Origin of the sequence: Vibrio sp. B1ASS3, from assembly GCF_905175355.1 — a bacterium.
GTDB classification, from domain to species: Bacteria; Pseudomonadota; Gammaproteobacteria; order Enterobacterales; family Vibrionaceae; genus Vibrio; species Vibrio owensii.
Genome location: NZ_HG992742.1, coordinates 634,985 through 659,951, shown reverse-complemented (window position 1 = coordinate 659,951; position 24,967 = coordinate 634,985). Strand labels below are relative to the sequence as shown.

Here is a 24,967-nt window from a genome sequence, read left to right as displayed (position 1 = left end):
TCAAATGTTCTCCTCTAACATATGATGCGTAAGGCTTTTTTGATTTTTGGGTAATGTTAGTTGTTGATCGATCATTGACTGAAGTAAGTTGGCGGCTTTTGTGACCTTCTCCAGTTTGAGTTGGCTGATCTCCATTAATCGTCCGTCAGACAAGGCCGCTATCTCACTTTGACTGAAGTGCTCATTCAAATAATCAGCGAGTTTTAAAGCACCTTTGTTCGCTAAGTGTTTATCTTTGATCCGTGCAAACAAAAAGGAAGAATCAAGGTGACTCACGATAGTATCTAAAAACTCTCGTAACGCCCTGGCTGGGTTTTCTGGAATAGGAACGGAGCCTTTCGGAAGAAGGTACGCTTGTTCAACTATCGTGTGTATTAATTGATACTCTGAACCTGACTTCAAGTTGGCGGTGATATTCACATCTCCGATCAAGGCGGGTTTATTGCCTGACTCGGTATCGTTTGTGTCCCGAAGTTCTTCCGACTGTAACACAGCTAGATAACGGTTCTTCCATGCCTTCATTAAAGGGATTAGCGATTCTTCGATACCCTTAATGCTGGATTGAGTAGAAGTGATTTTGACATTAAGTCTTTGTCGTTCTTCAGGGGTCTCGGCATCTTCTAGCGCCCATTCAATCTCTTCAACACACTCATTGAGGTACTGGATTTCTTTACTGGATTCTTTTAAAACAAACATGATTCGATTCAGCTCCATGATTTGTTCAATCAAAAAATCAAAACCAGTTAGCCAGAATCGACAATTACCACACCCGCCCTGAACAGGAACAAATGCATTATCTTCCTCTGGGTGAGGCATACCTTCTGAGCATCCTGCGCAACCTTTGCCACCGAGAGGACACATCCCGCCCTCGACAGGGGCGAAGGTTGCGATATTTCGATGGTTTAAATCAATATCTGAGGAATGGTCATTGGGAGCAAATAGTTGTCTTTTGTCTTGTCCTAGCAGGACTTTATCACTGGCTGATGGTGCGTATGGCGTGGACTCGTTTGCTTGCAGAATGCTTTCCTTTATGACATCCGATTCTGCTTTGCTATAACCCAAGGTCATGAAAATAGAAGCGTGTCCAGCGATAAACTCCGAGACGATATGTAAAGGCACGCCAATATCGAGTAAATGAGAAATCCCAGCTACTCGTAATGTATGGATATCAAAGATAGATTTTCCATCCGCATCCGTTAGCGTGACATCAAGCCCTTCTTGTCGAAGTTGCTTTTCTGTTTCTAAACACAGCTCATCAAAAATGCGTTCAATTTTATACTTACTGATCGGTGGGTGGGTAATAATGTGCTTACCACTGAGTTTGTAGCTGACAGTTTCTGTTAAGTCTCTGAATACAGGCAGTATAAACGGAACATTTGCCATGACATTTCTGGCATTGGTAATACGCTCTCTATCGGATGGAAGATGGTCGAACCTTAGAGGCTGCGCATCGGCTGAATATTGTTCAAGCCATTGAAGTTGCTCAAATAATACATTGTATGGATGATTTAAGCTTTTCTCATAGGTGTGTTGAGGATTAGATATGTAAGGCCAAGGGATCTCATATCCATTTTTTTCATCAGGCGACCACATCTGAGTTTTGTTCGTATTGATATAAATGGAAAAGTCGGAATCTCCCGACATCAATCGGTTTGATGGGCGTTGTAAAACGCCAACGGCACCGCCATTCACATCCCATTGTGTTCGATGGTATTCACTTTCAAAATGCTTCAAAGGGGATAGGTTTTCTTTAAAGCTTTTGGTTGTCGGGTCAAAGATCTCTTGGTCAAAGTAGCCTTGATCTAACCAACGAGCCTGAACGCCTCGTATCGGCAACAATAACAAAAAAGCGAGAGAGGCGGCTCTGGAAGGGCAAAATACATATTGTTGAGACTCTGGATCTAGGAAATGGTCAGTACGCCCTTTGGCATGATGGCTATTAAGAGCTGCGAGTGAAATTTGCTCTGCCCACTGGTACGTTGGTACACCTTTGCTATCAAAGCCACAAAGTATTTCTACCATTTTATCGACAACCATTGACGTGATTCTGGCTCTTGGTGTTTTTGAGCGTCTTCCTCGACCTGTAAAGTCTACTTTGGGTAGATTTTTAAATGGTGATTCAACATCTCGCTCTTCCAACTTCAGTGTGTTTGCTACGCCGCGATAAAAACTTTTTGCTAGCCCCCATCGGTGTCTTTTGGTCTTCTTGGATTTGACGCTTTGAGTGTTATTGATGTAGTCAAAATAACACTCAGACGCATTTATAAATGGAGAGGGAGTGTATAAATCAATTGGCTTTACATCCCAAGGGCTTAGCGCCCCACGGTATTGAACCGCCCATTTTACAAAATGCATGATGTCAGATTTATAACCATCTGACGTCAATTTTTGTTGATGGAATATTGATAAAGCATCTTGCCATGCATCGGGCAGCGGTTGCGCTACTACACCGATAGGGATATCTGCTGCTGACTCAACAGTAACAGCGCCATTTCTTTCAACCATCTTATAGCGTTCATACCAATGTAATGAATTTGAGTCTTGCTGCTTATAAATGGTGTCGCACATCTCCAGAGGGTATCCTAACCCTACGGACTGTGTAAGCTGCTCCATTATCTTTCGATAACCAAGTCTTGTCGCTCTATCCTCATCGAATAAATAGCCACAAAGTAGTCGAATTTGTATCGGAAAATTCAACGTTTGCCCGATGGATGTGCAAAAGATAAATCGAGACCAAAGAGAGGTTAGAATAGACTTACGATCACTACTGAAAGCTTGCGTGATTGCGTTATCAATATCATTAGAAGCGAGAGCGCGAAATTGTAGTCGTGGTGTTTTCTTCGAATAAGCGGGAAGCCAGCTTTTTGTCACGGTTCCATAAGACAGCAGCTTGAGGTAGATATTTCGATACAGCGAAGACTTTCGTCGATTGGTTTCTGCCAGATGTTCGCCACTAAAAATCAATAAGCAGTCAGCGTCACCTAGTATTGAAATTAAGTCATTGGCAGTCTTTTTACGTTTAACATCATCAAGTTGCTCTATGCACCATAGTATTTGTTCTGCAATGTGACCACATCCCAACTTGCTTATAGCGTGTTTTCTGCTTAGCAGTAATGCAGGGAAAAGGTTGATGTCAAGCTTTGCCAAGGCTTCTTCTGTGATCGCATCAGCCCAAGCTTCAAACATCATCAACTCATCAATGATCTTACCAATGACCTCTTCGACTTCGTCTGTTGTAAGACTGAAAATATAGCCTCGCAATGACTTTCTATTTTTTACGGGACTTTTCTCCGCATAAGACGCCAACCAAGCATCAAGAGCTTTGTTTCCTGTAGCTGACATCAAAGTAAAGTTACGAGATTTAGACTTGTTAGCATGAAACTGACGGTAAAAATCTAAAGAGAGTTGAATGAGCGCTTGTTTAAAAGCAGCCATGAGATTTTTTTCAATATGCTCTATTAGCACTGATGCATTCGTGTTTTGAAAGCGTAAGTTAGAGGAAAGATTTACCAGTATTGGATCTTCATTTTCTTTAAATGAAGGGACTTGAATTAAAGCGCCTGAGAGTGTTCCTGCTGCGTGTAGTTCAAGTAAGTGAGCATTATCTTTAATGATGATATCTGGTGTCATGATTATCTCAGCCAGTTGTTTGGATACTGGTATTTAAAGTGTTGGTCGAAATCTGCCACAGCAGGAAGGTCTAATGGGACATCGGATGGTTCGCCAATATGCTTATGATGAGCAAGTAGCAGTTCGTGACGAACGGTAGCATCCGATAAGTGGTAGTAGATCTGCGTACTGGAAATCTGACTGTGATGCAGCATCCCTTGAAGCTTTGTGATGTCTATCTTCAACACAGTGGCGCAATAAAATCCGAATAAATGCCTTAATGAATGCAAACCATAGCCTTTTCCTGCCAGCCCCATTTTTGCGAGTGAACGTTTTAATGAGGCATTGATAGCGGATATCGTAAGAGGCAACCCATACTCATCGTCGGTTATTTTGATGAACAGCCAAGGATGCCACGGCCAGCCATTAGGGTTTGCTTTTCCTGTACTAGGGTTGCGATAAATGTAGGTGTTCATATATTCTTCAAACACTTTAGCGGCATAACGACCTATTTCTGGGGAGCACCAGAACACTTCGCCATCTCTGCTTGATGCTTCCGAAGGGGTAAACGATGCTTCTAAAAACGTCATTCCTTTAAAACCAGAATGCAACCCGTCATTACGATTCAATACCTGATCTCTGGTTTGTAGGTGCCTTAGTGGGTGATTTGGTGGTAACTGCTCATTCGCGTAATTCTCTTCCATGTATTCTTTTCTGGTGGTTTTCCTGATGTTGCCATCAGAATCTTTCCACGAGATTTCACCATAAGTCGGGTCATCCAGGCGAACTCGAAGCATATGATTGTTATCGATACCAATAACATCATCAAAAAAGGTATGTAGAGGTTCAGATCTTCGAAGAGAGCCTCCGCCATACATCAAAAACACTAATTTATCTCTGGGATTGCCAAGGGTCTCTATTAGCTCTATAAAACGGTCAGCGGGAAAACACTTATTTATTCTGTCTTGTAAGCGCTTCGCTCGCTTATGGACTCGGTCTTCTCGAACAGAAATAGAAAATTCTTCTTTTTCATGCTCTTGAGCTGGGAAAAGGTGTAATAAAGCGTCCCAACCTGAACGTTGTTTAAAGGCAAGGTACTTTTCATAAGAGGATAGAAAGACAGTTTCAGAAGGATTTAACCTGTCAGCACCGTGAAATGCACTTTGAAACTTATCAAAATCATTAATGTGTCGAAGGTACGTTGTTTTTATGCTTTTGGCTTTGACGGGCTTCCAGCCAAGAAAGGCTAATTTGAGATAAGAATCGGATGTTAACGTACAGAACTGATCTGTCCCAAACATCTTAGCATCAAGAAACTTTTCAATTAGTCGATTGGTATCATAATCGTCACCTTCATGGATGGTGAGCACTTTATGGAAATTATACAAATGACCAATTGCTCTCATTGCTTCTTCTAGTGATGAAGGAGTGATTCCTTGCTTTATCATCCCGCTGATCCATTGGTTAACACCAATTGCAGGCTCTCCATCAAAAAACATGATAGGGATATCGAACTTGGGGTATTCGGTGGTTCTGACCCACTTGATTGAATAAAAACTGAAGAAATCCATCATAATCCCTTAAAGTACAGAAGTATTAAAGTATGATGCAGATGTCTTGATTTTGAAAGGTGTTTTTACTAGAATTATTTTTTGTTGCAATGTGAGATCTTACTGCTATAATGCGCCGAACTCTTCTTAAGGAAATGACTAACAAGGCTTAAGAGCATAATTCTCAGCGCTTTGAAGTTTCTAAAGCGGAGAGTATAGGGCAACATAAAGTATATCGTTTTAGGTCTACCTTTTTCGATTCCCGCTGTACGCTCCAGTTCAAAATTCAAAACGCTCATCTCTCAGCACACTCCAGATATCCGTTAATCGGTGCCCTTTCTTTTGTAAATACATAACCACTTGAGATTGATGATGTTCATCTATTGGTCGCTCTGAACCGAAGCGAGCTACTTTACAACGCTTAGTTTGCGCCACATGGTCAAATTCCGCTTGAAGAAGCCTCAAAGCTTGCTCCACTTGCAAAAAATTATAACGTCCACTAGCCAACTTTTGCGCTATCACACTAAACCCTAAATGTTCTTTCATCATAGCTCTTATTGCTCGTTGAATATCTGCACGATCATCAATTCGCCCGCTCTCGTAAAATGGGACAAAATAAGAGTATAGATAGCTCGGTTTTACTGTAAGCATTAAACGCTGTCGTACATCTTGTGATGTTGAAGTTGGATATCGTTGTAGGACTCGTTCAATACGGAGCTTTATCTGTGATTCATTATACTTGGGCATTACTGACCTAACCGTTGATATAGCATACCAAGTCAATATCTTGCCACCATCAGAGAGTACATTTAAAGTTGGGCATGTGAAGTCAATCGCAAAGCTTGTTATAAATAGCTTTTATTAATCAAACACTTTGAGTAATAAGTGTGGATACTTCTTTGTACCTCCACGCACATTAAAATGATCCGTTTCACACCCTTTTGTTTCTTTTGCTGGTGTATTGTCCTTCATTTCATATTGAAACCGTTTTTCACGGCTACAATAAGGGCACCCTATTTTCTTCACTGTAGCGAGAAAATTTTTCGGCGAAGAGTAGAATGCACCATGCTTTGAACAACCAATCTTGACGTGAGTGGTTTTGTTTACATACTCAACCTGAGAGTAATCATACAGGTCACCGTATTTAGCTTGCGCTTTTATTAAAAACTGCTGAGCTCTATGCTTTTCATCAAAAGGCATTTCTGCGATTTACTTAACTGGATGTACCAAGATATGCGCTTGGTGTGTATCTAAATTCCACTCTTTCATCTCTGCGACAAAAAAACCATGCTGATTAATCACATCAATGAGCTCAGGAGCCCTTTCTAACTGGATAAGCATAGAGAGAGGTGCAACTTGTTTATGGCTTTCATCAAAACCGTATTCTATTTGCTCATCAAGCATATATAGGATGCCCGGCTCCGCTTCCATCCCCTCATCGAATAAACGAGATTCAATCCCTTCAGCATCGTAGAGATAAACCAGTAAGTTGTAGAGTTTTTCTGCCCCAACGAGCTTCGTTTTATTCGCTTGAGAGTTAAGTTCATGCAATTTCATTTCTAAGTTCCCTCCTTTTCTTCTCGCCACATTAAGCATCAATTTGATGTCTTTCTTTACATTGGCAAGCGATTTATCCGTTAGCTTAGGCTTCAAGAACTTAATGAGAATATCATTTCGAGTCGTCACTGGAACATGGCGCTCGGTCGCAGAGACTTTACAAAGCAAGTGAAGCAAAGAGTGGATCACCACATGATGTAAGTTGTAGTAATAATCAAAATCTCGTTTGATTTGCATGGATGTTTTTTAGTCTGTAAGTGATACCCACCATATGGGGAGGGGCTTTTCGAATTTCAAGGGCAATCAATTCAAGCAATAGACGGGGTAAAACGTGGATATGATTGCTATATTTCGACAAAAAAATAATACGACTTGAGGTGAAGCATAAAGCGCTTCACCTCAATCGCTGACTAATCAGGTATAACTAACTCACCCAGTGGCACATACTTCGCTTTCTGCGCTTCGTTATAAAAGACATGCTTTCGAACCGACCACCCATAGCGAAGGTACTTAATGTCCGTCAGGTAGTAGCCATCGCCTGACCAATGCGTTTCACGGTGTTCATTACTTTGCTCTGGATGATTAAGAAAAGCGGTGGATGGATGGTTCAAGCACGCCTTACGAAGTTCAGGAAACAAATTACGAGTGTGTCTGGACCACGCCAGTATCAAGGTTCTGACCGTCTTGGTTGCGTGGTAGCCCGAGTGCGGGTCACTATTTTCTGCATCGTAATCCGTGTAGGTAGCAACAATGACCGCCTTTGCCCACGATGGAATGGTCAGTGATGCTTGAAACGCGTTCTCCTTCTCTTGATGCTCCCTGTTTTGTCGCTCCCATTCTCGTTGCTCTGCTTGCGCTTTGCCTTCATCTTCGGCTTTAGCATTCATTTCTGCCTGTTCAATTTCTTTTTTGGCATTTTCTACAAACGCCGTATCGAACTCATAGCTTTGGATAGCGTCAATGAGTGATAGGTGGTGCTGATCGTGCAACCACGGTTTATCTACGTCGTATTGGTGGCGCAGATAGTAAGCCAGCATATTAAGGCAGTGCGACGCAAATCCGGCATCATTGCCATCACAGCCTAAATCTAAGCGGCATTCGTAACGGTCTTCATTATCAAAAAGCACCGTGACTTTTGTTTTATCGTAACCACCTCGTGGATTGGTCTTGGCGACCTCTAAGGCTTTGCGCTCAAAGTCCATAAAGTCATAGTGGGTGTCTTCATCAAACTCACGTGATTCTGACCAATGCACCTTGACCGATATCGGTTTGATTTTCTTTTGCGTTCTCGACGCTTCTATAGATGTGTTCAAAATAAAGATCCCTTGATGTCCGGGCATAAAAAAACCGTGACGTTGTGTCACGGTTAAATCGATAGAAAAGAGCCAGTACTTAAGCTGACGTTATGCTGATAGCGTCGTAAGCGTCCATTTCAAAATACGTCAAAAAGTTATGCTCCCACAATTGGTAAAGTTCATTTGCCTCTTGTTGGTTTCGCATAGGAATACCGCACGAATACGCTCCGCAACTGTGGAAATCAAAATCCAGTGCTTTTTCTAACTCCGGATAATAATTGCCAATATAAGCAAACTCGGTCACGTATTGGTATTGCCAATCGCCATCAGCGTTTCGAAGCAAACAAATTTCAACAGGGCGAAAACCGCCTCCTTCAGCACTGTAGCTTTTGTCACGAAAATTAAATACCACGCGATGACCAGAGAGTAATGACTCTGCAACTTCTCCCTTAAGCGAGATATGAGATGCGAGTGCCCTGACAAGGCATATCGCTAACCGCTCCGATACTGGAAACGCTTTGCCTGAAATACGATGAGTAAGGAAGCCTATTTGAGTTCGGATTGAAGATTGTTTGGACATAATGAGTCCTCCTATTGGTCGTCAGAGTATTCGTTCGATGTCACCATGGGATGTGGTGTGCGTGTCGATTGCAACGCTTTATCGATTAACGCTGCGGATGTGCCAACAAAAGCAGACACAACAATACCGCCAGCGGTGATGGTTCCAATTGCACCAAATACTGGGGCTGCGGTGATCACACCTGCAACGCTTGCTGTACCAGCGACCGCTTTACCAACTGTTTGATACCAAGACATAAAAACTCCTTTATCATTGAGCATTAAAAAGGGGTTGCCATCGGCAACCCCTTCTGTGAAATAACATGATGTTGAACTTCTCTTTTTTGTAAGAGAAGCCTGCACATCTAGATGATATATATTCATAAATAACTCAAATCAAAGCAGCTACGCTCCTCACCTCAACGTGTCGATAGAATACTCTCCATCCAGTCATCAACTTCACTTTCTACCCACGCTACCGCGCGATCACCTAAATTGACTGATTTAGGGAAAGCATCTTCGCTCATTTTTCTGTAGATGGCCGAACGGCTCAGTGCGGTCTTTTCCATTACTTCTTTCAGCTTTAAAAATCTCATGGGATTGACTCCTATTTCTTTTACCCATGGGATAACGCGGTGTGTTAGAAAAAACGTTCAGAGCTCTTTCTCTCCCATCAAATCAATTACTTTCAGATATATGTCCTCTTAGTGAAGTTCCTATCGTTTCACTCTTGGAGGACCTATGTCGACCGATAACCTTCACTACCAAAAACAACAGAAATACCAAGAAAATGAAATCCTAGAGCATGCCGCCGAAATCCTCGCTAACCGTTATGTTCGCGGCGATGCCCTTTGTGATCCGAATGCAACAAAGGAGTACGTTCGATTTAAATTAGCCAGCTCAGAGCATGAAGTATTCGCGCTACTACTGCTCGATAGTCAGCACCGCCTCATTGAGTTCAAGCCGCTCTTTAAAGGAACCATTGACTCAGCCAGTATTTACCCACGTGAGGTTGTCAAAACCGTCTTGGAGGTCAACGCTGCCGCCGTCATTCTGGCGCACAACCATCCATCCGGAGATCCATCACCATCTCAGGCAGATAGACGCATTACACGTAAGCTTGTCGATACTTTAGCGTTAGTGGATGTCAAAGTTCTGGATCACATTGTGGTTGGAGAAAGCAGTGTCTCATTTGCAGAGAAGGGATGGTTATGATCAATTCAGCTTATGGTGGCGTTTCGTTAGTACCTCAACTTCATCAGCAACTAGAAGCGTTGTTCGCGCGTTACAACTTATCCGATGAGGCAAAGCGGCTAGTCTTGAATTGTCGTCAAATGAACTATTATCGGAATGGTCAAGGAATACATCCTGTTGAAGTGCAGTTCAAACGCGCTTCAAGTTCAGAGCCTTGGCAGGTTGTCTTCTTTGCTAGCTTTTCTTACCCATTTGAAGGCGCGCACTCAGTAGAGCCTGAGCTTTATTTCCATTTAGCAAATGGTTGGTGTTACCAACCGGATACTGGCTCAGCGAATCTCAATCATCCAGAGGTTCTAGATCTTTTGCAGATATGGATGAAAACGTTCGCTCGTCACCTTTCAAAAGTAGTTTTTGATGAGATCCATTTATCTATCGTTGGAAAGTGACCTTCTTCCCCTTCATTACGACACATCATGACGCAAGTGCGATAGAGTTCGTCGTAGCAATTTAGCCTAAGACATTGATACGACAAGCTTTGTCGCACCTTTTTGATATCGTCATGCCCAACAGAACGAACCTCGTTGAGCTTACCATGACGCAACCTAACCAAACTCAGTACCACCTTGAGCTTATCTTGGCGATTTACAACCTTATTCCATACAATAAGAAAATCACCGCGAAACAAATCCAAGCTCAGCTTTCACCGCTTGGTTTAGAGCGCTCCTTACGCACTATCCAACGCAATCTGTCCGCTATTTGTGCCATGTTTCCAGATGTCATGATAGATGACCGCGATAAACCTTTTGGTTACCAAAAAGCCGAAACGCTTGCATTGAGTACCACTGCTCATGAAGCAGTGCTGCTCTATTGGTTAATCAAGTCAACCAAGCATCAACTGCCTAACAGCCTTACTTCTCTACTGGATAACTTTCTCTCAGGTATTGCACCTGAAAACATAAAAGACATTCAAAGTCATTGGTCATCCAAAGTGCATGTTACTGACTCTGCGATGAGCGGTGAGCCCCTATACATTAACGTTGGTGTATTCCAAATTGTTTGTTTAGCGACGCTTCAGCAACGTCTTATCTCATTAAAGATAAACGACGGTGACCACCATCTACATCTAACTAACGTTCAACCAGTCGGTCTTATACTTCATCATGGAAACGCTTATCTCGTTTGGCGTACACACACGCATAGCAAACTAAACACTCTCGCCCTAAGCAACATCCATGAAGCCACGATGTCGAGCTTTCGCTTCGAACTCCAGACCGATGCAACGCTACTGTCTTTGGACGTTCAGCAATTATTTGATGTGACTGACACTCACGTTGAATTCAACACGATATAACCCTCTTACACTCATTATGGAGAAATAGAATGAACCTATCTAAAACCTTACTTGCCACTGTGCTTACTGTACCTTTAGCCTTAACAGGGTGTGGCGGCTCATCAGATGGACACAACAATGGTTCTGGTCAGCAGTATCAATTTAGTGGTGCTGTACAAAAAGGTCCTCTACAGCCGGGCTCTGTTGTAACCATCAACGAACTTAATCAAGACCTCCAGCCAACTGGTCGAAGCTACACGACTCAAATCGAAGATTATGAAGGTAACTACAGTGTAAAAGAGCGATTTAGTACTCCGTATGCTGAGCTCGTTGCCCACGGCTATTACTTTAACGAACTAACAAACCATGCTGACGAACAGATGAGTATGAGTGCATTCGTCGATATGAATGCAACCTCACAAGTGAACTTCAACGTAGCAACTGCCGCGATGAAGCAATCTGTCATGGCACAAGTACAAGCTGGCACTGAGTTTAACGAAGCGGTAGACAAAGCGACTTCTGACTTGCTGAAACTTTATAGCTATGCCCCTGAACAATGGTCAGGTCATATTAACTTCTACAACACCAACCTATCTAACTCTGGCGATACCAGTACGTTACTACTGGTTATCTCTACCAGTACTTTGACGATGGCTACCGATAACAAACTCACGTTAGAGGAGCAAATTGATGAAATTGGTCAAGTGTTGTTAGAGCCTGAGTCAGCTCAGTTTGAAGAAATGAAACAAGCTCTGAATGAATATAGTCTTGCACTGTATAAAACTGCGGCTTATGAAAACACTATGAATTATTTCGCTGATAACGGTCTAGAGTTCGATATCCCACACATCGATTACTTTATCGACGTAAGCGGTGACGGCGTATTGCCTAACAAAGACCTACCTGTGTTCCGCTACACTTCAGGTGTTGGCATCGGTTCTGATGAAATCGGAGGACTACGTCCAGCTGGCGCTGGTGCTATCGATTACCAAGGTCGTCCTATGACATTCGAGGTTACGGGTGAATTTAAACATGGTGAAATCGCATCAATTGAATACACTGATACTGGCGTTAGTATTTGGTACCGCCTAACGGATGTAGACTTTGAAGGTGATTCATTCGAAGACTGTGTTACGGTTAATACAGTAAAGCCTGCACCTGCTAACTTTCCATGGAAAGCATGTGTAACTATCGTTAAGAATAACTGATAGATAACAGAAAGGGGCTTAGGCTCCTTTCTTTTTTCACACCTAACACATCATTATCCACTGCCGCATGAATACTCGTCAAAAAGTAACAAAAATTACTTACTACTTCTGCCAAAACTCCTAGACAACCCTATTGCCTGAGTACGAACTTTAGCTAAATAAATAGAACGATTAAACAATTTTGTGAATTCTTCATTTCCCGCTACCACTTCTCCATCAAAAGTCTGAACTATATAAGTTGCATTCTCTGGTATGTGTACCGCTCTATGAGCCTCTTCAAGTTCAATACCTAATACTCTCGACCAAGCACATAATAACATTTGGTATAAGTGCTTACATTTGCGCTCATCTCTAATTACACGTTTAAAATCGCCTAAACTTTGGAAGTTATCTTTGTTGAGGAAAATAACCAGATGATAGTGTGGGTTCTCTGATTTATCGATTTCTTTACACCATATATATCTAAGCCTCTCTTCACTAACAGATCTAAACCTTCTTTTTCGTCTTGTTAATTCCTCTGTTATTTGGCTTTCTAAAGAAGCAAAGAATTTCTTCATATAGGGGAATGTCTCACCAAACTTATAACCACGAGGAAATCTAAGGTCTACTCTAAAAGCAAACGTTCTAGGAAAACAGCTTGTAGCATGAGTCAACACTTCATAAATCTTGCTTACTCTATCCTCTAACAATTCATTTTCTCTAGACGTTAGATTTATACCTTTGAATTCTTTTTGTTTAAGTAGTTTGTTTTTACGATTAGTCATGTGAGTTCTCCTTTTGTTCATAGAGGAGAGTTCTCTGTTATTTTTTAGTAGATACTCAATGAGTTGTTATCTTAGAGATATAGTAGATATGGATATAGGTATAGATGAGTAGTGATAGATATAGGTAGTGATATATATTAAACATTACCGACAGTGTTTCTTTCGGTGAAGGCAGTACATAAAAAGGATTGACGTCGTTAATCAACTCGGAAGTTAAGGACATTACTAACCCCCAAAATTCAACATAATCACGACCGCTAACGAAACGTTGTAACAAACGACATAAGTTCATCTTTACGCACAATTATCAATCCATAATTACTTTGAACGCATTTAAAACTAAAACCAACTTACTTTAAGAGTTATGAACTTTGACTTAGAGAAGCACCATCATTGGAGCCTTTACCAAATCAGCACAAAGCACTATTTTTTTGCGTTTTTTTTCTTTAAACCTGCGCTAATTCACACTTTTTTTTTATGTTTCATTTTATCTTTTTCTCTCGTTTATTTCAGATAAATCGATTACCAAATAGTGAATAAAAATGCAGTTAGAAAGATTAAAAACCATAGCAAAAAGTGATGATAGAATTCTTCGACTACACATCTTGTATTTGCGAAAGCAAATAAGTAGTACTCAATGTCACTTAACTATTACAAACCTAATACAGCTCAAAGGCGAAAAACTAAAACAGGTATTCCTTGAATCTGTAGCTATTTATTTAAATATTGGAACTGATGAATTATTTTCAAACCGATTACATATTGATACAGAATATGACCTCGAACATCTTATAGATGACTTAATAAAAAATGAAATTAATCTCTTGATACCAGATGAAAAATTCTCATGGTTAAATAGCATACGTTCATATTATCTTGTCACATCTATAATAAATGCAATGTGTAAAACTCGTAATTTTGAATTATTAAACAATGATATTACACAACATCAAATATTAAAAAAAGTTAAGGGAAAACGTATAGACAACGAAGATTCAACTTATAAAAAAAACAACTTACACATATTAGATGATTTCGATCCAACCAACAGGGATTTATTATTTTCTAACTTTGAACCACTTCAAGCAAATAAAGATGATCATATATACGAAAAAATCATCATTCAATTTGATTATTTAGTATTAGATAGGCGTGAAAATTTCAGAACTAGTTTAGTATTGCTTGACGAACTTAAAAATCACTATTTTAAGGTTATAGATAGCATTCCTTTAAAATACAATGTATTCAAAATTAAAAACGAAAATCTAATTAACTCAACTTATCAAAGGTTAGTTAAACGTTATAATATCATTGATTTTTTAGGTTCAGCAGAGACAATAGAAGCTAAGAATCAAACCATTCAAACAACTATTGACTTACTGTATTTAACACTAGATGAAGAAAACTATACTAAGGAAATAAAGCATATCACTGACAAGTTATCATTAGATAAATCAAAAGCTAATGACTTTTCTATCTCGTTGAATGAAAGACATTGGAAAATGTTGGTTGAATTGGCGGGAGGAAAGAGTGATGCAAAAATAAGAAAAACCATCAATGCTCTCATAAATGATGCACATAAAAAAAACAGCTAATCAAACGCACCTGAATAATACTATTTATCCAAACAAAAAGCGTTACTATTTATGTAACGCTTTTATTATTTATTCCAATATATATGGATAGAGATCAGCTAACTCGTGATAATTCAACCACGTTATCATCTGAATACACTAAGCTATCAAGAAAATTGGCCCAACGCTGAAGCCACTCTCGGCACTCATTCTCATAACGGTGCAAATTATATGTTCCCTCAATTCCCTTAGGACTGTGACCAAGAACAGCCTCCGCAACTGAAGTAGGGCAGCCAAGTCTAGCAAGCTCAGTTCGAACGGTGCGCCTAAGATCATGGGCAGTCCATTGAGGGATTGAGAGCATTGTATTATTTTGTCGCATTCGCCACATATTTTCAGATAGCTGCTTTTGAACAACATGTCGCCTTTTCCAATCACTTCTCAATGGAAAAACTAAAGGAGATTTTGATGGCAAGCGCGTATGTTGCCATTGTTTCAACCAAACAAGAGCTTGAGAGACTAACTGTACATATCTTGAATTACCATTTTGGTTTCTTCAAGAAAGATTGTTCCTTTGTCAAAATCGATCTGTTCCCACTTTAATCCACACAATTCCCCCGTTCGACAGCCAGTCCATAGAGTTAACTTTAGGATTCCCTTTTGATTGTCTGTGAACCCAGACGTAGGTAACCAATGGAGAACTTTAATCAACTCCGAGTGATCCAGTACTCTTTTTCCTTTTGAACAAGTTAGCTTAACTTTCCTCATTTTAAATGTATTCAATGCAAGGAGCGCAGGGTTAACAAAATCTTCAGGTAAAAAATCCATACTGATAGCAAAATCATAAGCACTAGATAGCTCTCTAATCACTGAACCCGCTTGCACAGGAGCACCACGGTCTATAATGCCTTGAATCAGAGAAACAACATCATTCTTCTTAAAATTGCTGACAGAACAACTACCAACAGCATTAACTACATCAACATATAGTGTTCGTCGCACCTCTTTTTGACCTTTAGGTTTTCTAGCTCCAGAAATTCTTTTTCCTACCGCATTTACCCTATCTTCAATGTATTGTTCCAAGTATAGATCAACGATATCTTTAACCTGAATTTGCTTTACAGTACCTTTTTGTTCACTTTTCCTACGCTCTTCTTCTATTCTATCAAGCTCAGCTTTAGGGCATATACCTGCATCACGCATAGCCTTAAACTCTCTTAGCTTGATCCTAGCTTGTTCTAACGACAACTCGGGAAAAACGCCTAACTTAATTTGAGTAATCTTTCCTTCATTCTCTGGACTTCGAAAACGATAAGTAAATGTTTTCCTTCCTGTCTTACCGCAGGCGATCCTTAAGCCTCGGTTTTCGCCAACGTCAGCCACAACTCCTTTCTTAGTAGTTAATGTCTCAATTGCTCTATTAGTTAGAGGTTTGCTATTCTTACTCTCTGCCATTTCTGGCTCCCATATCGCTAGGTGATTTGACAATTCTATTCCGTTGTATAGGAAATAAAAACCTACACTTTTACCTACACTAATTGCTGCGCTTAGGTGGAATTCTTTGAAATCTAGTGGGATTTAATGGGATCTTCATAATTTTCATAACTTATTGAAAAGATAGAATTAAATGAAAAAAAACACCACAAAAAACAAAGATTTAAGCCAAACGCATACCCCTATGATGCAGCAATATCTCAAGCTAAAGGCTGAGAACCCAGAAATCTTGCTGTTCTATCGCATGGGCGACTTCTACGAACTCTTCTACGACGATGCAAAACGTGCATCTCAATTGTTAGATATCTCGTTGACCAAACGCGGCGCATCGGCAGGTGAACCAATTCCTATGGCTGGCGTCCCATTCCACGCTGTTGAAGGTTATCTGGCTAAACTTGTTCAACTAGGTGAGTCTGTTGCGATCTGTGAACAGATTGGCGACCCAGCGACAAGCAAAGGCCCGGTTGAGCGTAAAGTAGTGCGTATCGTCACCCCAGGTACGGTGACCGACGAAGCTCTACTGTCTGAGCGTATCGACAACCTGATTGCAGCAATTTACCAACACAATGGTAAGTTCGGTTACGCGACATTGGATGTGACTTCGGGTCGCTTCCAACTAGTCGAGCCAGAAACCGAAGAAGCAATGGCTGCTGAGTTGCAGCGCACGGCACCTCGCGAATTACTCTTCCCTGAAGATTTTGAGGCAGTTCACCTCATGTCTAGCCGCAACGGCAACCGTCGTCGCCCGGTCTGGGAATTTGAACTAGATACCGCGAAGCAGCAGTTGAACCAACAATTTGGTACGCGCGATTTAGTAGGCTTTGGTGTTGAGCACGCTTCACTGGGCCTGTGTGCTGCGGGTTGTTTGATCCAATACGTAAAAGATACTCAGCGTACTGCCCTACCACACATTCGTTCATTGACGTTTGATCGCCAAGATCACTCAGTCATTCTTGATGCGGCAACACGTCGCAACTTAGAGTTGACGCAAAACCTATCTGGTGGGACCGATAACACGCTAGCCGAAGTACTCGATCACTGTGCGACCCCAATGGGCAGCCGTATGCTGAAGCGCTGGTTACATCAACCAATGCGCTGTGTCGATACTCTTAACAACCGTCTTGATGCAATTGGTGAGATCAAAGATCAGAGCTTGTTCACCGACATTCAACCAATCTTCAAACAAATTGGTGACATCGAGCGTATCCTAGCCCGTTTGGCGCTGCGCTCAGCACGTCCGCGCGATATGGCTCGTCTACGCCATGCTATGCAACAGTTGCCAGAGTTGGAAGCAGTCACTTCTTCTCTAGCTCACCCATACCTTAAAAAGTTGGCTCAATTTGCTGCGCCAATGGATGAGGTATGTGACTTACTTGAGCGCGCAATCAAAGAAAACCCACCAGTGGTTATTCGCGAGGGAGGCGTGATTGCAGAAGGCTACAATGCGGAACTTGATGAATGGCGAAAGCTTGCAGACGGCGCAACCGAGTATCTTGAAAAACTCGAAGCAGACGAGCGTGAACGTCATGGTATCGACACCCTAAAAGTTGGCTACAACGCTGTACACGGTTTCTTCATTCAGGTTAGCCGTGGTCAAAGCCACTTGGTTCCACCACACTATGTACGTCGCCAAACACTGAAAAATGCAGAACGCTATATCATTCCAGAGCTGAAAGAGCACGAAGATAAAGTTCTGAATTCAAAATCAAAAGCGCTAGCAGTTGAGAAAAAACTGTGGGAAGAACTATTTGATTTGTTGATGCCAAACCTTGAGAAGATGCAAAACCTTGCTTCGGCGATCTCTCAGTTGGACGTACTACAAAACCTAGCCGAGCGTGCAGATTCACTTGATTACTGTCGCCCAACATTGGACAAAGAGGCGGGCATTAGCATTCAAGCGGGTCGTCATCCTGTCGTGGAGCAAGTAACAAGCGAACCATTTATAGCTAACCCAATTGAACTGAGCTCAGATCGTAAGATGTTGATCATCACCGGTCCAAACATGGGTGGTAAATCAACCTACATGCGCCAGACTGCATTGATTGCTTTGATGGCTCACATTGGTTCATACGTTCCTGCAGAATCAGCTCATATTGGATCTCTAGACCGCATCTTTACTCGTATCGGTGCATCTGATGATTTGGCATCTGGCCGTTCAACCTTCATGGTAGAAATGACTGAAACCGCCAACATTCTTCACAACGCCACTAAGAACAGCTTGGTGCTGATGGATGAAATTGGTCGCGGTACCAGTACTTACGATGGTCTGTCTTTGGCATGGGCAAGTGCAGAATGGCTTGCAACTCAGATTGGGGCAATGACTCTGTTCGCAACGCACTACTTCGAACTGACTGAGCTGCCAAACTTGCTGCCAAATCTCGCTAACGTTCACCTTGATGCGGTAGAACACGGTGACAGCATTGCTTTTATGCATGCCGTTCAAGAAGGCGCGGCAAGCAAGTCTTATGGTCTAGCGGTTGCTGGTTTAGCGGGCGTTCCAAAACCAGTCATCAAGAATGCACGTCACAAACTGTCGCAGCTTGAACAATTAGGTCAAGGTAATGACTCACCTCGTCCGAGTACCGTTGATGTGGCAAACCAACTCAGCCTGATCCCTGAACCTAGTGATGTTGAACAAGCATTGTCGAATATCGATCCTGATGATTTAACGCCACGTCAGGCACTGGAAGAGCTATACCGCTTGAAGAAGATGCTCTAGTTCTTGGGCTAACTGGTACAGTAAAACGCAAAAAGGCTATGGTCACCCATAGCCTTTTGTTTATTCTGATCTAGCCTCTGTCGCTGCCTACGTTTAGTCGTCTTCTACGTTGAACAAGTTTTCCATGTTCAGACCTTGTTTAATCAAGATCTCGCGTAGTCGACGTAAGCCTTCCACTTGGATCTGGCGAACACGTTCGCGTGTTAAACCAATTTCACGTCCCACTTCTTCAAGCGTTGATGGCTCATAACCAAGCAGACCAAAACGACGTGCCAGCACTTCTTTCTGTTTTGGATTCAGCTCTTCTAGCCAATGGATCAATGAAGATTTGATGTCATCGTCTTGGGTGGAAACTTCAGGATCCGAGTTGTTTGCATCAGGAATAATATCCAGTAACGCTTTCTCGCCGTCACCACCGATTGGAGTATCGACAGAGCTAATACGCTCGTTAAGGCGAAGCATTTTACTTACGTCTTCTACTGGGATATCTAACTGTGCAGCAATCTCTTCTGCTGTTGGTTCATGGTCGAGCTTCTGAGAAAGTTCACGCGCTGTACGCAGATAAATGTTCAGCTCTTTAACCACATGAATTGGCAGACGGATTGTACGAGTTTGGTTCATCAACGCACGTTCGATCGTTTGGCGAATCCACCACGTCGCGTAAGTTGAGAAACGGAAGCCTCGTTCTGGATCAAACTTCTCGACCGCACGGATCAAACCTAAGTTACCTTCTTCAATAAGATCAAGAAGCGCAAGACCACGATTGCTGTATCGGCGAGAGATCTTCACTACAAGACGCAAGTTACTTTCGATCATGCGTTTGCGAGCGGCTTCATCGCCACGCAGTGCACGTCGTGCATAAAGTACTTCTTCTTCTGCAGTAAGTAGAGGTGAGAAACCAATTTCACCTAGGTAAAGCTGAGTCGCGTCTAGACTCTTGCTGCTCGCATCAAACTCTTCGCGTGCTGCTGTTTTGGTTCCGTTAGATGGTTTTTCAAGTCCGTTAGAAATGCCTTCCGATTGTGCATTATCATATTCGAACTCTTCAACTTTGGTTACTGTGTTGCTGATACTCATAACGCCTCCCCCTGGCGAGTTAGCAAGACATGACAACTCAATATGTCGCTAAATGATGTCGCAAGTTGTTATTCAAAGTTCTACGGTAAATAGCGCTTTGGATTCACTGATTTACCTTGATAGCGAATTTCAAAGTGAAGTTTGACGGATTTAGAACCAGAACTACCCATGGTCGCTATTTTTTGTCCGCTCTTAACACTTTGTCCTTCTGAGACCAGCAATCTGTCATTGTGTGCGTATGCGCTTAAATAATTGTCGTTATGCTTCACTATAATTAGGTTGCCATAACCTCGTAGCGCATTACCTGAGTACACGACTGTGCCGGCTGCGGTTGAAACGATTGGCTGACCACGCTGTCCTGCGATGTCTATGCCTTTATTTCCTTGTTCTCCCGCTGAGAAGTTCTTGATTACTCTCCCTTTTGTTGGCCATAACCACTTCGATACTTTATCGTTTTTCGCGGTAGTTACTGGCGGTTTCGGTTTAACATTCTGATTACCTTTTGACCCAACATACTCCTTTGGTTTGGATTGTTCAACCTTCTTTGGAGGCTGTTTTTGTGCAACTTGAGTCTTAGTCGGTTTAGGTTTTTGAGTAGAGCTTTTACTTGAATTTGACGGCTTTGACGCTGTTGATGTTTTAGTCACTGGAACAGGTTTCGCCGCAACTACAGGAGCAACAACGGGTTCCACTTTATGACCATATTTAGGCGCAACATATTTCGGAGCCCAAAGTTTTAACTTCTGCCCCGGGAAAATCGTGTAAGGCGCAGACAATTCATTGTAACGAACAAGATCATTTACATCCTTATCTGTGACGTAGGCAATAAAATAAAGGGTATCACCTTTCTTTACTTCGTAATAACTCCCTCTATAACTACCACGCTCAACCGTCGAGTAATCTTTATTTAGGCTTGAAACAGGTGCAGGTGAATGAGCCGCGCAACCAACCAGTCCCGCAGCCAATAAACAGCTAATACCAAAACGACGTAATAACTTCTTCACCTAGTCTTTAACCCTTAAGCTAAATCACCTGCAACTAATGGCACAAATCTTACCATTTCTACCACGGTCGACAGATATTGTTCACCTTGACGTTCAATTTTTAATAGTTGTTGTTCATCTTCACCAACAGGAATGAGCATCTTACCGCCCTCTTTCAGCTGGGATAGAAGTGCTTGGGGAACACTTTCCGCTGCCGCAGTGACAATAATCGCATCGAATGGACCTTTCGCTTCCCATCCAAGCCAACCATCTCCATGTTTAGTAGAGACGTTATAAATATCCAGTTGTTTCAGACGACGCTTAGCATCCCATTGCAAAGACTTAATGCGTTCAACGGAATAGACATGATCGACAATTTGCGCAAGCACTGCAGTTTGGTAACCCGAGCCCGTGCCGATTTCTAAAACATTACTGTCCGATTTTAGATCCAACAGTTCTGTCATTTTCGCGACGATGTAAGGTTGAGAAATAGTTTGTCCCTGACCAATCGGCAACGCATTGTTGTCGTATGCTTGGTGCATCATCGCTTGTGAGACAAAGCTCTCACGTGGCAAACGATAAATTGCATCCAACACGCGTTGATCACTGATGCCACTGGAGATAAGAAACGCTATCAGCCTGTCAGCATGTGGGTTACTCATTAATTCTCTTCCTTTAACCAACTATCCATTGCACGCAATGACTCATGAGCTGTTAAGTCGACTTGTAGCGGCGTGATTGAAACAAAGCCATGTTCAATCGCGTAAAAGTCTGTACCAATACCAGCATCTTGCTCTTTACCCGGAGGGCCGAGCCAATAAATATCATGTCCGCGCGGATCTTTCTGCTTAATCATATTCTCAGCGTGATGACGAGCACCTAAGCGAGTCACTTCTATCTCACCAAGTTCTTCAAACGGAAGATCAGGGACGTTTACATTCAATAAACGGTTAGTTGGGATCGGACGAACCAAGTGTTGCTCAACCAGCTGACGCGCAACTTTCGCAGCAGACTCAAAATGCTGTTTGCCGACGAGGGAGAAAGCAATCGCCTGCACACCAAGAAAGTGCCCTTCCATCGCCGCAGCGACTGTACCAGAGTACAGCACGTCGTCACCTAAGTTAGCACCATGATTGATGCCTGACAGCACGAGGTCTGGCAGGTCATCTTTCATCAACTCATTCAGCGCGAAGTGTACACAGTCTGTTGGCGTACCTTGCACAGAGAATGTCTTTGGCGCAATCTCGGTGACACGCAGCGGTTGCTCCAGCGTCAATGAGTTAGATGCACCAGAGCGGTTTCTGTCTGGTGCGACAATCGTTACTTCGGCAATGCTTCTCAGCTCATCAGCAAGCGCATGAATTCCTTGAGCATGAACACCATCATCATTGCTGAGCAGTATTCTTAATGGCTTCGCGTTGTGTGAATCCATTTCCATTAATATTCTCTTTCTACCTTTTCTTCGATGACCAGCTCACGCACGATTGAGGTCGCAAATGAACCCGCATCCAGCGAGAATGTCATCGTGATGTTATTACCATCGACCGTCCAAGCTAGGTCTTGTGGCTTGAGTGCGATATCGCGGCGGTCGTGACGCATACGGTTACCGCGAATCAGTGCCATCAAATCTGGTTCTTCATCTAAGAACGGTTGTTCTAAGGTTAGCGCATCCGCTTGAGTTGGTAGTGCGTTATCGCCCGCCATTGCCGCGGTGATCGCCACTTCGCCTTGAGCAAATTGTGCTTGTAACTCGGCGATGTTGCTTGCATCAACTAACTGAGTGCCAGAAGCTGTCTGCGCAACATCACCGTCGGTGAACTTGTCAAATACACCATTCTCTAGGCGAGCTGAAACAATGCGGTTGAAGATCCACGAACGAGCCGCTGACAGATACATGCTGCGTTTGTTTTGATTGCGGGTACGAACGTTCTCGCGTCCCCATCGACGTGCTTCTTCAAGGTTGTTGCCATCGTTACCAAAACGCTGACTACCAAAGTAGTTTGGCACACCCACTTGTTTCACTTTTTCAAGACGTTGTTCAACATCCGCTATATCTGTCACTTCAGACAAAGTAACCACGAACTCGTTCCCTACTAAGTCACCAGGGCGCAGTTTTTTATTGTGACGATCCGTTGCTAGGATCTCGATGCTCGGGTATTGCGCCAAAAATGCTGAAAAATCTGGCGTTTCACCTTTTGGTAAATGCACACTTAGCCACTGTTCAGTCACAGCATGACGGTCTTTAAGACCCGCCCAGCTAACGTCTTTCGACTTAACACCACAGGCTTTTGCTAGTTCGTTAGCAACGAAACTGGTGTTCTCACCTGTTTTACGGATACGAACCATTAAATGCTCGCCTTCACCCGTAAAGGCAAAACCTAAATCTTCGCGAACCTGAAAGTGCTCTGGCTGCGCTTTGATTTTTGCAGATGCAACTGGCTTACCTGTTAGGTAAGCCAATGAAGATAAAATGTCTGACATGATGTATTTCCGCTGATATCACAGCTTAGAGGAGCAAATTGCTAATTATTGCTTAAACAGAAGTACAACTGCTTCCGTTGCAATGCCTTCTTTGCGTCCAGTAAAACCAAGACGTTCTGTCGTCGTTGCTTTTACGTTAATGTTGCTAATGTCGGTTTCAAGGTCTTCGGCAATAGCAGCACACATTGCGTCAATGTGCGGTGCCATCTTCGGCGCTTGTGCCATGATAGTGACATCGGCATTACCAAGACGGTAGCCTTGCTCTTTGACTCGGCGATAAACGTCTTTCAGTAGTTCACGACTGTCTGCACCTTTCCATTTTTCGTCCGTATCAGGGAAGTGACGACCAATATCGCCTGCAGCAATAGCGCCAAGCAGGGCATCCGTTAACGCATGCAGCGCTACATCACCGTCAGAGTGTGCAATCAAACCTTGTTCGTAAGGGATCGCTACACCACCAATGATTACCGGACCTTCACCACCGAATTTATGTACGTCGAAACCATGACCAATTCGAATCATTTTCTATCCTTTCTTTATTCGCCGCGCTCACGGCTTAGATAAAACTCGGCTAACGCAAGATCTTCTGGCTGAGTAATTTTTATATTATTCGCATTCCCTTGAACAAGTGCCGGCTTTTCACCTAACCATTCCAAAGCCGAGGCTTCATCAGTGATGGTTGCACCTTGTTCTAATGCGTCAGTCAGTGCTTGAGTAAGCTGCTGAGTTTTAAACATTTGTGGAGTTAATGCATGCCACAATGCTTCTCTATCTACCGTATGATCAATATCTTGTGCTGCGTTTGCTCGCTTCATTGTGTCTCTCACTGGAGATGCGAGGATGCCACCCGTTGGGTGCGCGCTACAAACGTCGATCAAATGGTCAATGTCGGATGTTAATACACACGGTCTTGCAGCGTCGTGGACTAATACCCACTCGCTTTCCAGATGTGTACTTACATAGTTTAGCCCTGATAACACAGAGTCTGCCCTTTCTTTACCACCAGCCACACGAATCACATCAGGGTGCTGAGCAATGGAGAGTTCAGGGTAGTATGGGTCGCCGTCGGTAATAGCCACGATAACCTTAGAAATTTTTGGGTGAGAAAGCAGTTTCTCTACGGTATGTTCCAGTACCGCTTTGCCGTCAATCAACAGGTATTGTTTTGGGCGATCTGCCTTCATGCGGCTGCCAACACCTGCGGCTGGCACGATAGCAATATGGGTTGGAGTGTTAGTATCCAACATATTAATGCTCTTCCTCATCGACAATTCGGTAGAAGGTTTCGCCATCTTTAACCAAACCAAGTTCATGACGTGCACGTTCTTCGATTGCATCAAGACCTTGTCGTAAGTCATCAATCTCAGCGAACATCTCGTTATTACGAGCTTGCAGCTTGCTGTTTACTTGCTGCTGCACTTCAATTTCATCTTCTACTGTGTAGTAGTCAGACACCCCGTTTTTGCCAAACCAAAGGGTATATTGAAGCCAGCCAAACAGTAACGTAAGGGCTATAACAAAGATTCGCATATCGTTGCTAACATTCTGTACCGGAAGGGATTAGATAAGGT

At 42.7% G+C, this 24,967-nt stretch carries 24 protein-coding genes and 1 pseudogene; 6 read left to right on the top strand and 19 right to left on the bottom strand.

The genetic code is table 11. The annotated features are described in order from the left end of the window. The 9 genes from KJB05_RS03165 to KJB05_RS03125 form a co-directional block, all read right to left on the bottom strand. Complete coding sequence (locus KJB05_RS03165; protein WP_042770327.1) at nt 1–3,630, bottom strand: VPA1269 family protein; 3,630 nt, start codon at nt 3,628–3,630, stop codon at nt 1–3. A 2-nt stretch (nt 3,631–3,632) separates the two neighbouring features. Beyond that, nucleotides 3,633–5,183: a tyrosine-type recombinase/integrase gene (locus KJB05_RS03160; protein ID WP_082309561.1), complete on the bottom strand. Its 1,551-nt coding sequence runs from the start codon at nt 5,181–5,183 to the stop codon at nt 3,633–3,635. A 255-nt stretch (nt 5,184–5,438) separates the two neighbouring features. Next, a complete protein-coding gene (locus tag KJB05_RS03155) occupies nt 5,439–5,810 on the bottom strand; it encodes a RecX family transcriptional regulator (protein ID WP_236578135.1) in 372 nt (123 codons plus the stop codon). Between the two features lie 210 nt (nt 5,811–6,020). After that, nucleotides 6,021–6,359: a hypothetical protein gene (locus KJB05_RS03150; protein ID WP_050919037.1), complete on the bottom strand. Its 339-nt coding sequence runs from the start codon at nt 6,357–6,359 to the stop codon at nt 6,021–6,023. Between the two features lie 9 nt (nt 6,360–6,368). Further along, complete coding sequence (locus tag KJB05_RS03145) at nt 6,369–6,953, bottom strand: DUF2913 family protein (protein ID WP_208445616.1); 585 nt, start codon at nt 6,951–6,953, stop codon at nt 6,369–6,371. A gap of 173 nt (nt 6,954–7,126) precedes the next feature. Beyond that, the gene (locus tag KJB05_RS03140) at nt 7,127–8,029 is read right to left on the bottom strand and encodes an LPD25 domain-containing protein (RefSeq protein ID WP_244142942.1); all 903 of its coding nucleotides are present in this window, start codon (nt 8,027–8,029) and stop codon (nt 7,127–7,129) included. 79 nt (nt 8,030–8,108) lie between these two features. Beyond that, nucleotides 8,109–8,591 carry a DUF2787 domain-containing protein gene (locus KJB05_RS03135; RefSeq protein WP_208445618.1) on the bottom strand — a complete coding sequence of 161 codons (483 nt, stop codon included), beginning with the start codon at nt 8,589–8,591 and terminating at the stop codon, nt 8,109–8,111. Between the two features lie 11 nt (nt 8,592–8,602). Continuing rightward, nucleotides 8,603–8,827: a hypothetical protein gene (locus KJB05_RS03130; RefSeq protein ID WP_101905043.1), complete on the bottom strand. Its 225-nt coding sequence runs from the start codon at nt 8,825–8,827 to the stop codon at nt 8,603–8,605. Between the two features lie 161 nt (nt 8,828–8,988). After that, nucleotides 8,989–9,165: an AlpA family transcriptional regulator gene (locus KJB05_RS03125; protein WP_039540865.1), complete on the bottom strand. Its 177-nt coding sequence runs from the start codon at nt 9,163–9,165 to the stop codon at nt 8,989–8,991. Between the two features lie 145 nt (nt 9,166–9,310). Here KJB05_RS03125 and radC point away from each other — a divergent pair, with 145 nt between their 5' ends. The 4 genes from radC (at nt 9,311) to KJB05_RS03105 (ending at nt 12,304) form a co-directional block, all read left to right on the top strand. After that, the gene (gene radC / locus KJB05_RS03120; RefSeq protein WP_039540868.1) at nt 9,311–9,784 is read left to right on the top strand and encodes a DNA repair protein RadC; all 474 of its coding nucleotides are present in this window, start codon (nt 9,311–9,313) and stop codon (nt 9,782–9,784) included. Then, a complete protein-coding gene (locus KJB05_RS03115) occupies nt 9,781–10,212 on the top strand; it encodes a DUF2787 domain-containing protein (RefSeq protein WP_208445619.1) in 432 nt (143 codons plus the stop codon). The genes radC and KJB05_RS03115 overlap by 4 nt, the downstream gene beginning before the upstream one ends. 113 nt (nt 10,213–10,325) lie before the next feature. Then, the gene (locus KJB05_RS03110) at nt 10,326–11,117 is read left to right on the top strand and encodes a WYL domain-containing protein (protein WP_208445620.1); all 792 of its coding nucleotides are present in this window, start codon (nt 10,326–10,328) and stop codon (nt 11,115–11,117) included. Nucleotides 11,118–11,146: 29 nt separating this feature from the next. Continuing rightward, nucleotides 11,147–12,304, top strand: a complete 1,158-nt coding sequence (locus KJB05_RS03105; RefSeq protein WP_208445621.1) for a hypothetical protein — start codon at nt 11,147–11,149, stop codon at nt 12,302–12,304. Nucleotides 12,305–12,399: 95 nt separating this feature from the next. Here KJB05_RS03105 and KJB05_RS03100 read toward each other — a convergent pair whose 3' ends face one another. Beyond that, nucleotides 12,400–13,068, bottom strand: a complete 669-nt coding sequence (locus KJB05_RS03100; protein WP_208445622.1) for an inovirus Gp2 family protein — start codon at nt 13,066–13,068, stop codon at nt 12,400–12,402. 542 nt (nt 13,069–13,610) lie between these two features. Between KJB05_RS03100 and KJB05_RS03095 the strand changes: the two genes are divergently transcribed. After that, a complete protein-coding gene (locus KJB05_RS03095; RefSeq protein ID WP_208445623.1) occupies nt 13,611–14,663 on the top strand; it encodes a hypothetical protein in 1,053 nt (350 codons plus the stop codon). Between the two features lie 94 nt (nt 14,664–14,757). On the opposite strand, the pseudogene KJB05_RS03090 reads toward KJB05_RS03095, so the two are convergent. Next, nucleotides 14,758–16,097: pseudogene (locus KJB05_RS03090) on the bottom strand (tyrosine-type recombinase/integrase). A 172-nt stretch (nt 16,098–16,269) separates the two neighbouring features. On the opposite strand from KJB05_RS03090, the gene mutS reads away from it, so the two are divergent. Next, nucleotides 16,270–18,855, top strand: a complete 2,586-nt coding sequence (gene mutS / locus KJB05_RS03085; RefSeq protein WP_208445624.1) for a DNA mismatch repair protein MutS — start codon at nt 16,270–16,272, stop codon at nt 18,853–18,855. Nucleotides 18,856–18,948: 93 nt separating this feature from the next. Here the strand turns inward: mutS and rpoS are convergent, their stop codons facing one another. The 8 genes from rpoS to ftsB form a co-directional block, all read right to left on the bottom strand. After that, the gene (rpoS, locus tag KJB05_RS03080) at nt 18,949–19,932 is read right to left on the bottom strand and encodes an RNA polymerase sigma factor RpoS (RefSeq protein WP_005452115.1); all 984 of its coding nucleotides are present in this window, start codon (nt 19,930–19,932) and stop codon (nt 18,949–18,951) included. An 80-nt stretch (nt 19,933–20,012) separates the two neighbouring features. Next, nucleotides 20,013–20,936, bottom strand: coding sequence for a peptidoglycan DD-metalloendopeptidase family protein (locus KJB05_RS03075; protein WP_009698767.1), 924 nt, complete (start codon nt 20,934–20,936; stop codon nt 20,013–20,015). A 14-nt stretch (nt 20,937–20,950) separates the two neighbouring features. After that, on the bottom strand, nt 20,951–21,577 hold the full coding sequence (locus tag KJB05_RS03070) for a protein-L-isoaspartate(D-aspartate) O-methyltransferase (protein WP_208445625.1): 627 nt from the start codon (nt 21,575–21,577) through the stop codon (nt 20,951–20,953). Next, nucleotides 21,577–22,353, bottom strand: coding sequence for a 5'/3'-nucleotidase SurE (surE, locus tag KJB05_RS03065; RefSeq protein ID WP_005436425.1), 777 nt, complete (start codon nt 22,351–22,353; stop codon nt 21,577–21,579). Before surE ends, KJB05_RS03070 begins: the two co-directional genes overlap by 1 nt. Beyond that, complete coding sequence (gene truD / locus KJB05_RS03060; RefSeq protein ID WP_069218580.1) at nt 22,353–23,396, bottom strand: tRNA pseudouridine(13) synthase TruD; 1,044 nt, start codon at nt 23,394–23,396, stop codon at nt 22,353–22,355. Before truD ends, surE begins: the two co-directional genes overlap by 1 nt. Nucleotides 23,397–23,441: 45 nt before the next feature. Then, nucleotides 23,442–23,918, bottom strand: coding sequence for a 2-C-methyl-D-erythritol 2,4-cyclodiphosphate synthase (gene ispF, locus KJB05_RS03055; RefSeq protein ID WP_009698769.1), 477 nt, complete (start codon nt 23,916–23,918; stop codon nt 23,442–23,444). Nucleotides 23,919–23,932: 14 nt separating this feature from the next. After that, a complete protein-coding gene (gene ispD, locus KJB05_RS03050) occupies nt 23,933–24,643 on the bottom strand; it encodes a 2-C-methyl-D-erythritol 4-phosphate cytidylyltransferase (RefSeq protein ID WP_208445626.1) in 711 nt (236 codons plus the stop codon). 1 nt (nt 24,644) lies between these two features. Then, nucleotides 24,645–24,926, bottom strand: a complete 282-nt coding sequence (gene ftsB / locus KJB05_RS03045) for a cell division protein FtsB (protein ID WP_005452106.1) — start codon at nt 24,924–24,926, stop codon at nt 24,645–24,647. Between the last annotated feature and the right edge of the window lie 41 nt (nt 24,927–24,967).

What these genes read in the sequence shown, in the direction of transcription:
- KJB05_RS03165 (WP_042770327.1), bottom strand. Translation starts at nt 3,630, where the DNA reads ATGACACCAGATATCATCATTAAAGATAATGCTCACTTACTTGAACTA.
- KJB05_RS03160 (WP_082309561.1), bottom strand. Translation starts at nt 5,183, where the DNA reads ATGATGGATTTCTTCAGTTTTTATTCAATCAAGTGGGTCAGAACCACC.
- KJB05_RS03155 (WP_236578135.1), bottom strand. Translation starts at nt 5,810, where the DNA reads ATGCTTACAGTAAAACCGAGCTATCTATACTCTTATTTTGTCCCATTT.
- KJB05_RS03150 (WP_050919037.1), bottom strand. Translation starts at nt 6,359, where the DNA reads ATGCCTTTTGATGAAAAGCATAGAGCTCAGCAGTTTTTAATAAAAGCG.
- KJB05_RS03145 (WP_208445616.1), bottom strand. Translation starts at nt 6,953, where the DNA reads ATGCAAATCAAACGAGATTTTGATTATTACTACAACTTACATCATGTG.
- KJB05_RS03135 (WP_208445618.1), bottom strand. Translation starts at nt 8,591, where the DNA reads ATGTCCAAACAATCTTCAATCCGAACTCAAATAGGCTTCCTTACTCAT.
- KJB05_RS03130 (WP_101905043.1), bottom strand. Translation starts at nt 8,827, where the DNA reads ATGTCTTGGTATCAAACAGTTGGTAAAGCGGTCGCTGGTACAGCAAGC.
- KJB05_RS03125 (WP_039540865.1), bottom strand. Translation starts at nt 9,165, where the DNA reads ATGAGATTTTTAAAGCTGAAAGAAGTAATGGAAAAGACCGCACTGAGC.
- radC (WP_039540868.1), top strand. Translation starts at nt 9,311, where the DNA reads ATGTCGACCGATAACCTTCACTACCAAAAACAACAGAAATACCAAGAA.
- KJB05_RS03115 (WP_208445619.1), top strand. Translation starts at nt 9,781, where the DNA reads ATGATCAATTCAGCTTATGGTGGCGTTTCGTTAGTACCTCAACTTCAT.
- KJB05_RS03110 (WP_208445620.1), top strand. Translation starts at nt 10,326, where the DNA reads ATGCCCAACAGAACGAACCTCGTTGAGCTTACCATGACGCAACCTAAC.
- KJB05_RS03105 (WP_208445621.1), top strand. Translation starts at nt 11,147, where the DNA reads ATGAACCTATCTAAAACCTTACTTGCCACTGTGCTTACTGTACCTTTA.
- KJB05_RS03100 (WP_208445622.1), bottom strand. Translation starts at nt 13,068, where the DNA reads ATGACTAATCGTAAAAACAAACTACTTAAACAAAAAGAATTCAAAGGT.
- KJB05_RS03095 (WP_208445623.1), top strand. Translation starts at nt 13,611, where the DNA reads ATGCAGTTAGAAAGATTAAAAACCATAGCAAAAAGTGATGATAGAATT.
- mutS (WP_208445624.1), top strand. Translation starts at nt 16,270, where the DNA reads ATGAAAAAAAACACCACAAAAAACAAAGATTTAAGCCAAACGCATACC.
- rpoS (WP_005452115.1), bottom strand. Translation starts at nt 19,932, where the DNA reads ATGAGTATCAGCAACACAGTAACCAAAGTTGAAGAGTTCGAATATGAT.
- KJB05_RS03070 (WP_208445625.1), bottom strand. Translation starts at nt 21,577, where the DNA reads ATGAGTAACCCACATGCTGACAGGCTGATAGCGTTTCTTATCTCCAGT.
- surE (WP_005436425.1), bottom strand. Translation starts at nt 22,353, where the DNA reads ATGGAAATGGATTCACACAACGCGAAGCCATTAAGAATACTGCTCAGC.
- truD (WP_069218580.1), bottom strand. Translation starts at nt 23,396, where the DNA reads ATGTCAGACATTTTATCTTCATTGGCTTACCTAACAGGTAAGCCAGTT.
- ispF (WP_009698769.1), bottom strand. Translation starts at nt 23,918, where the DNA reads ATGATTCGAATTGGTCATGGTTTCGACGTACATAAATTCGGTGGTGAA.
- ispD (WP_208445626.1), bottom strand. Translation starts at nt 24,643, where the DNA reads ATGTTGGATACTAACACTCCAACCCATATTGCTATCGTGCCAGCCGCA.
- ftsB (WP_005452106.1), bottom strand. Translation starts at nt 24,926, where the DNA reads ATGCGAATCTTTGTTATAGCCCTTACGTTACTGTTTGGCTGGCTTCAA.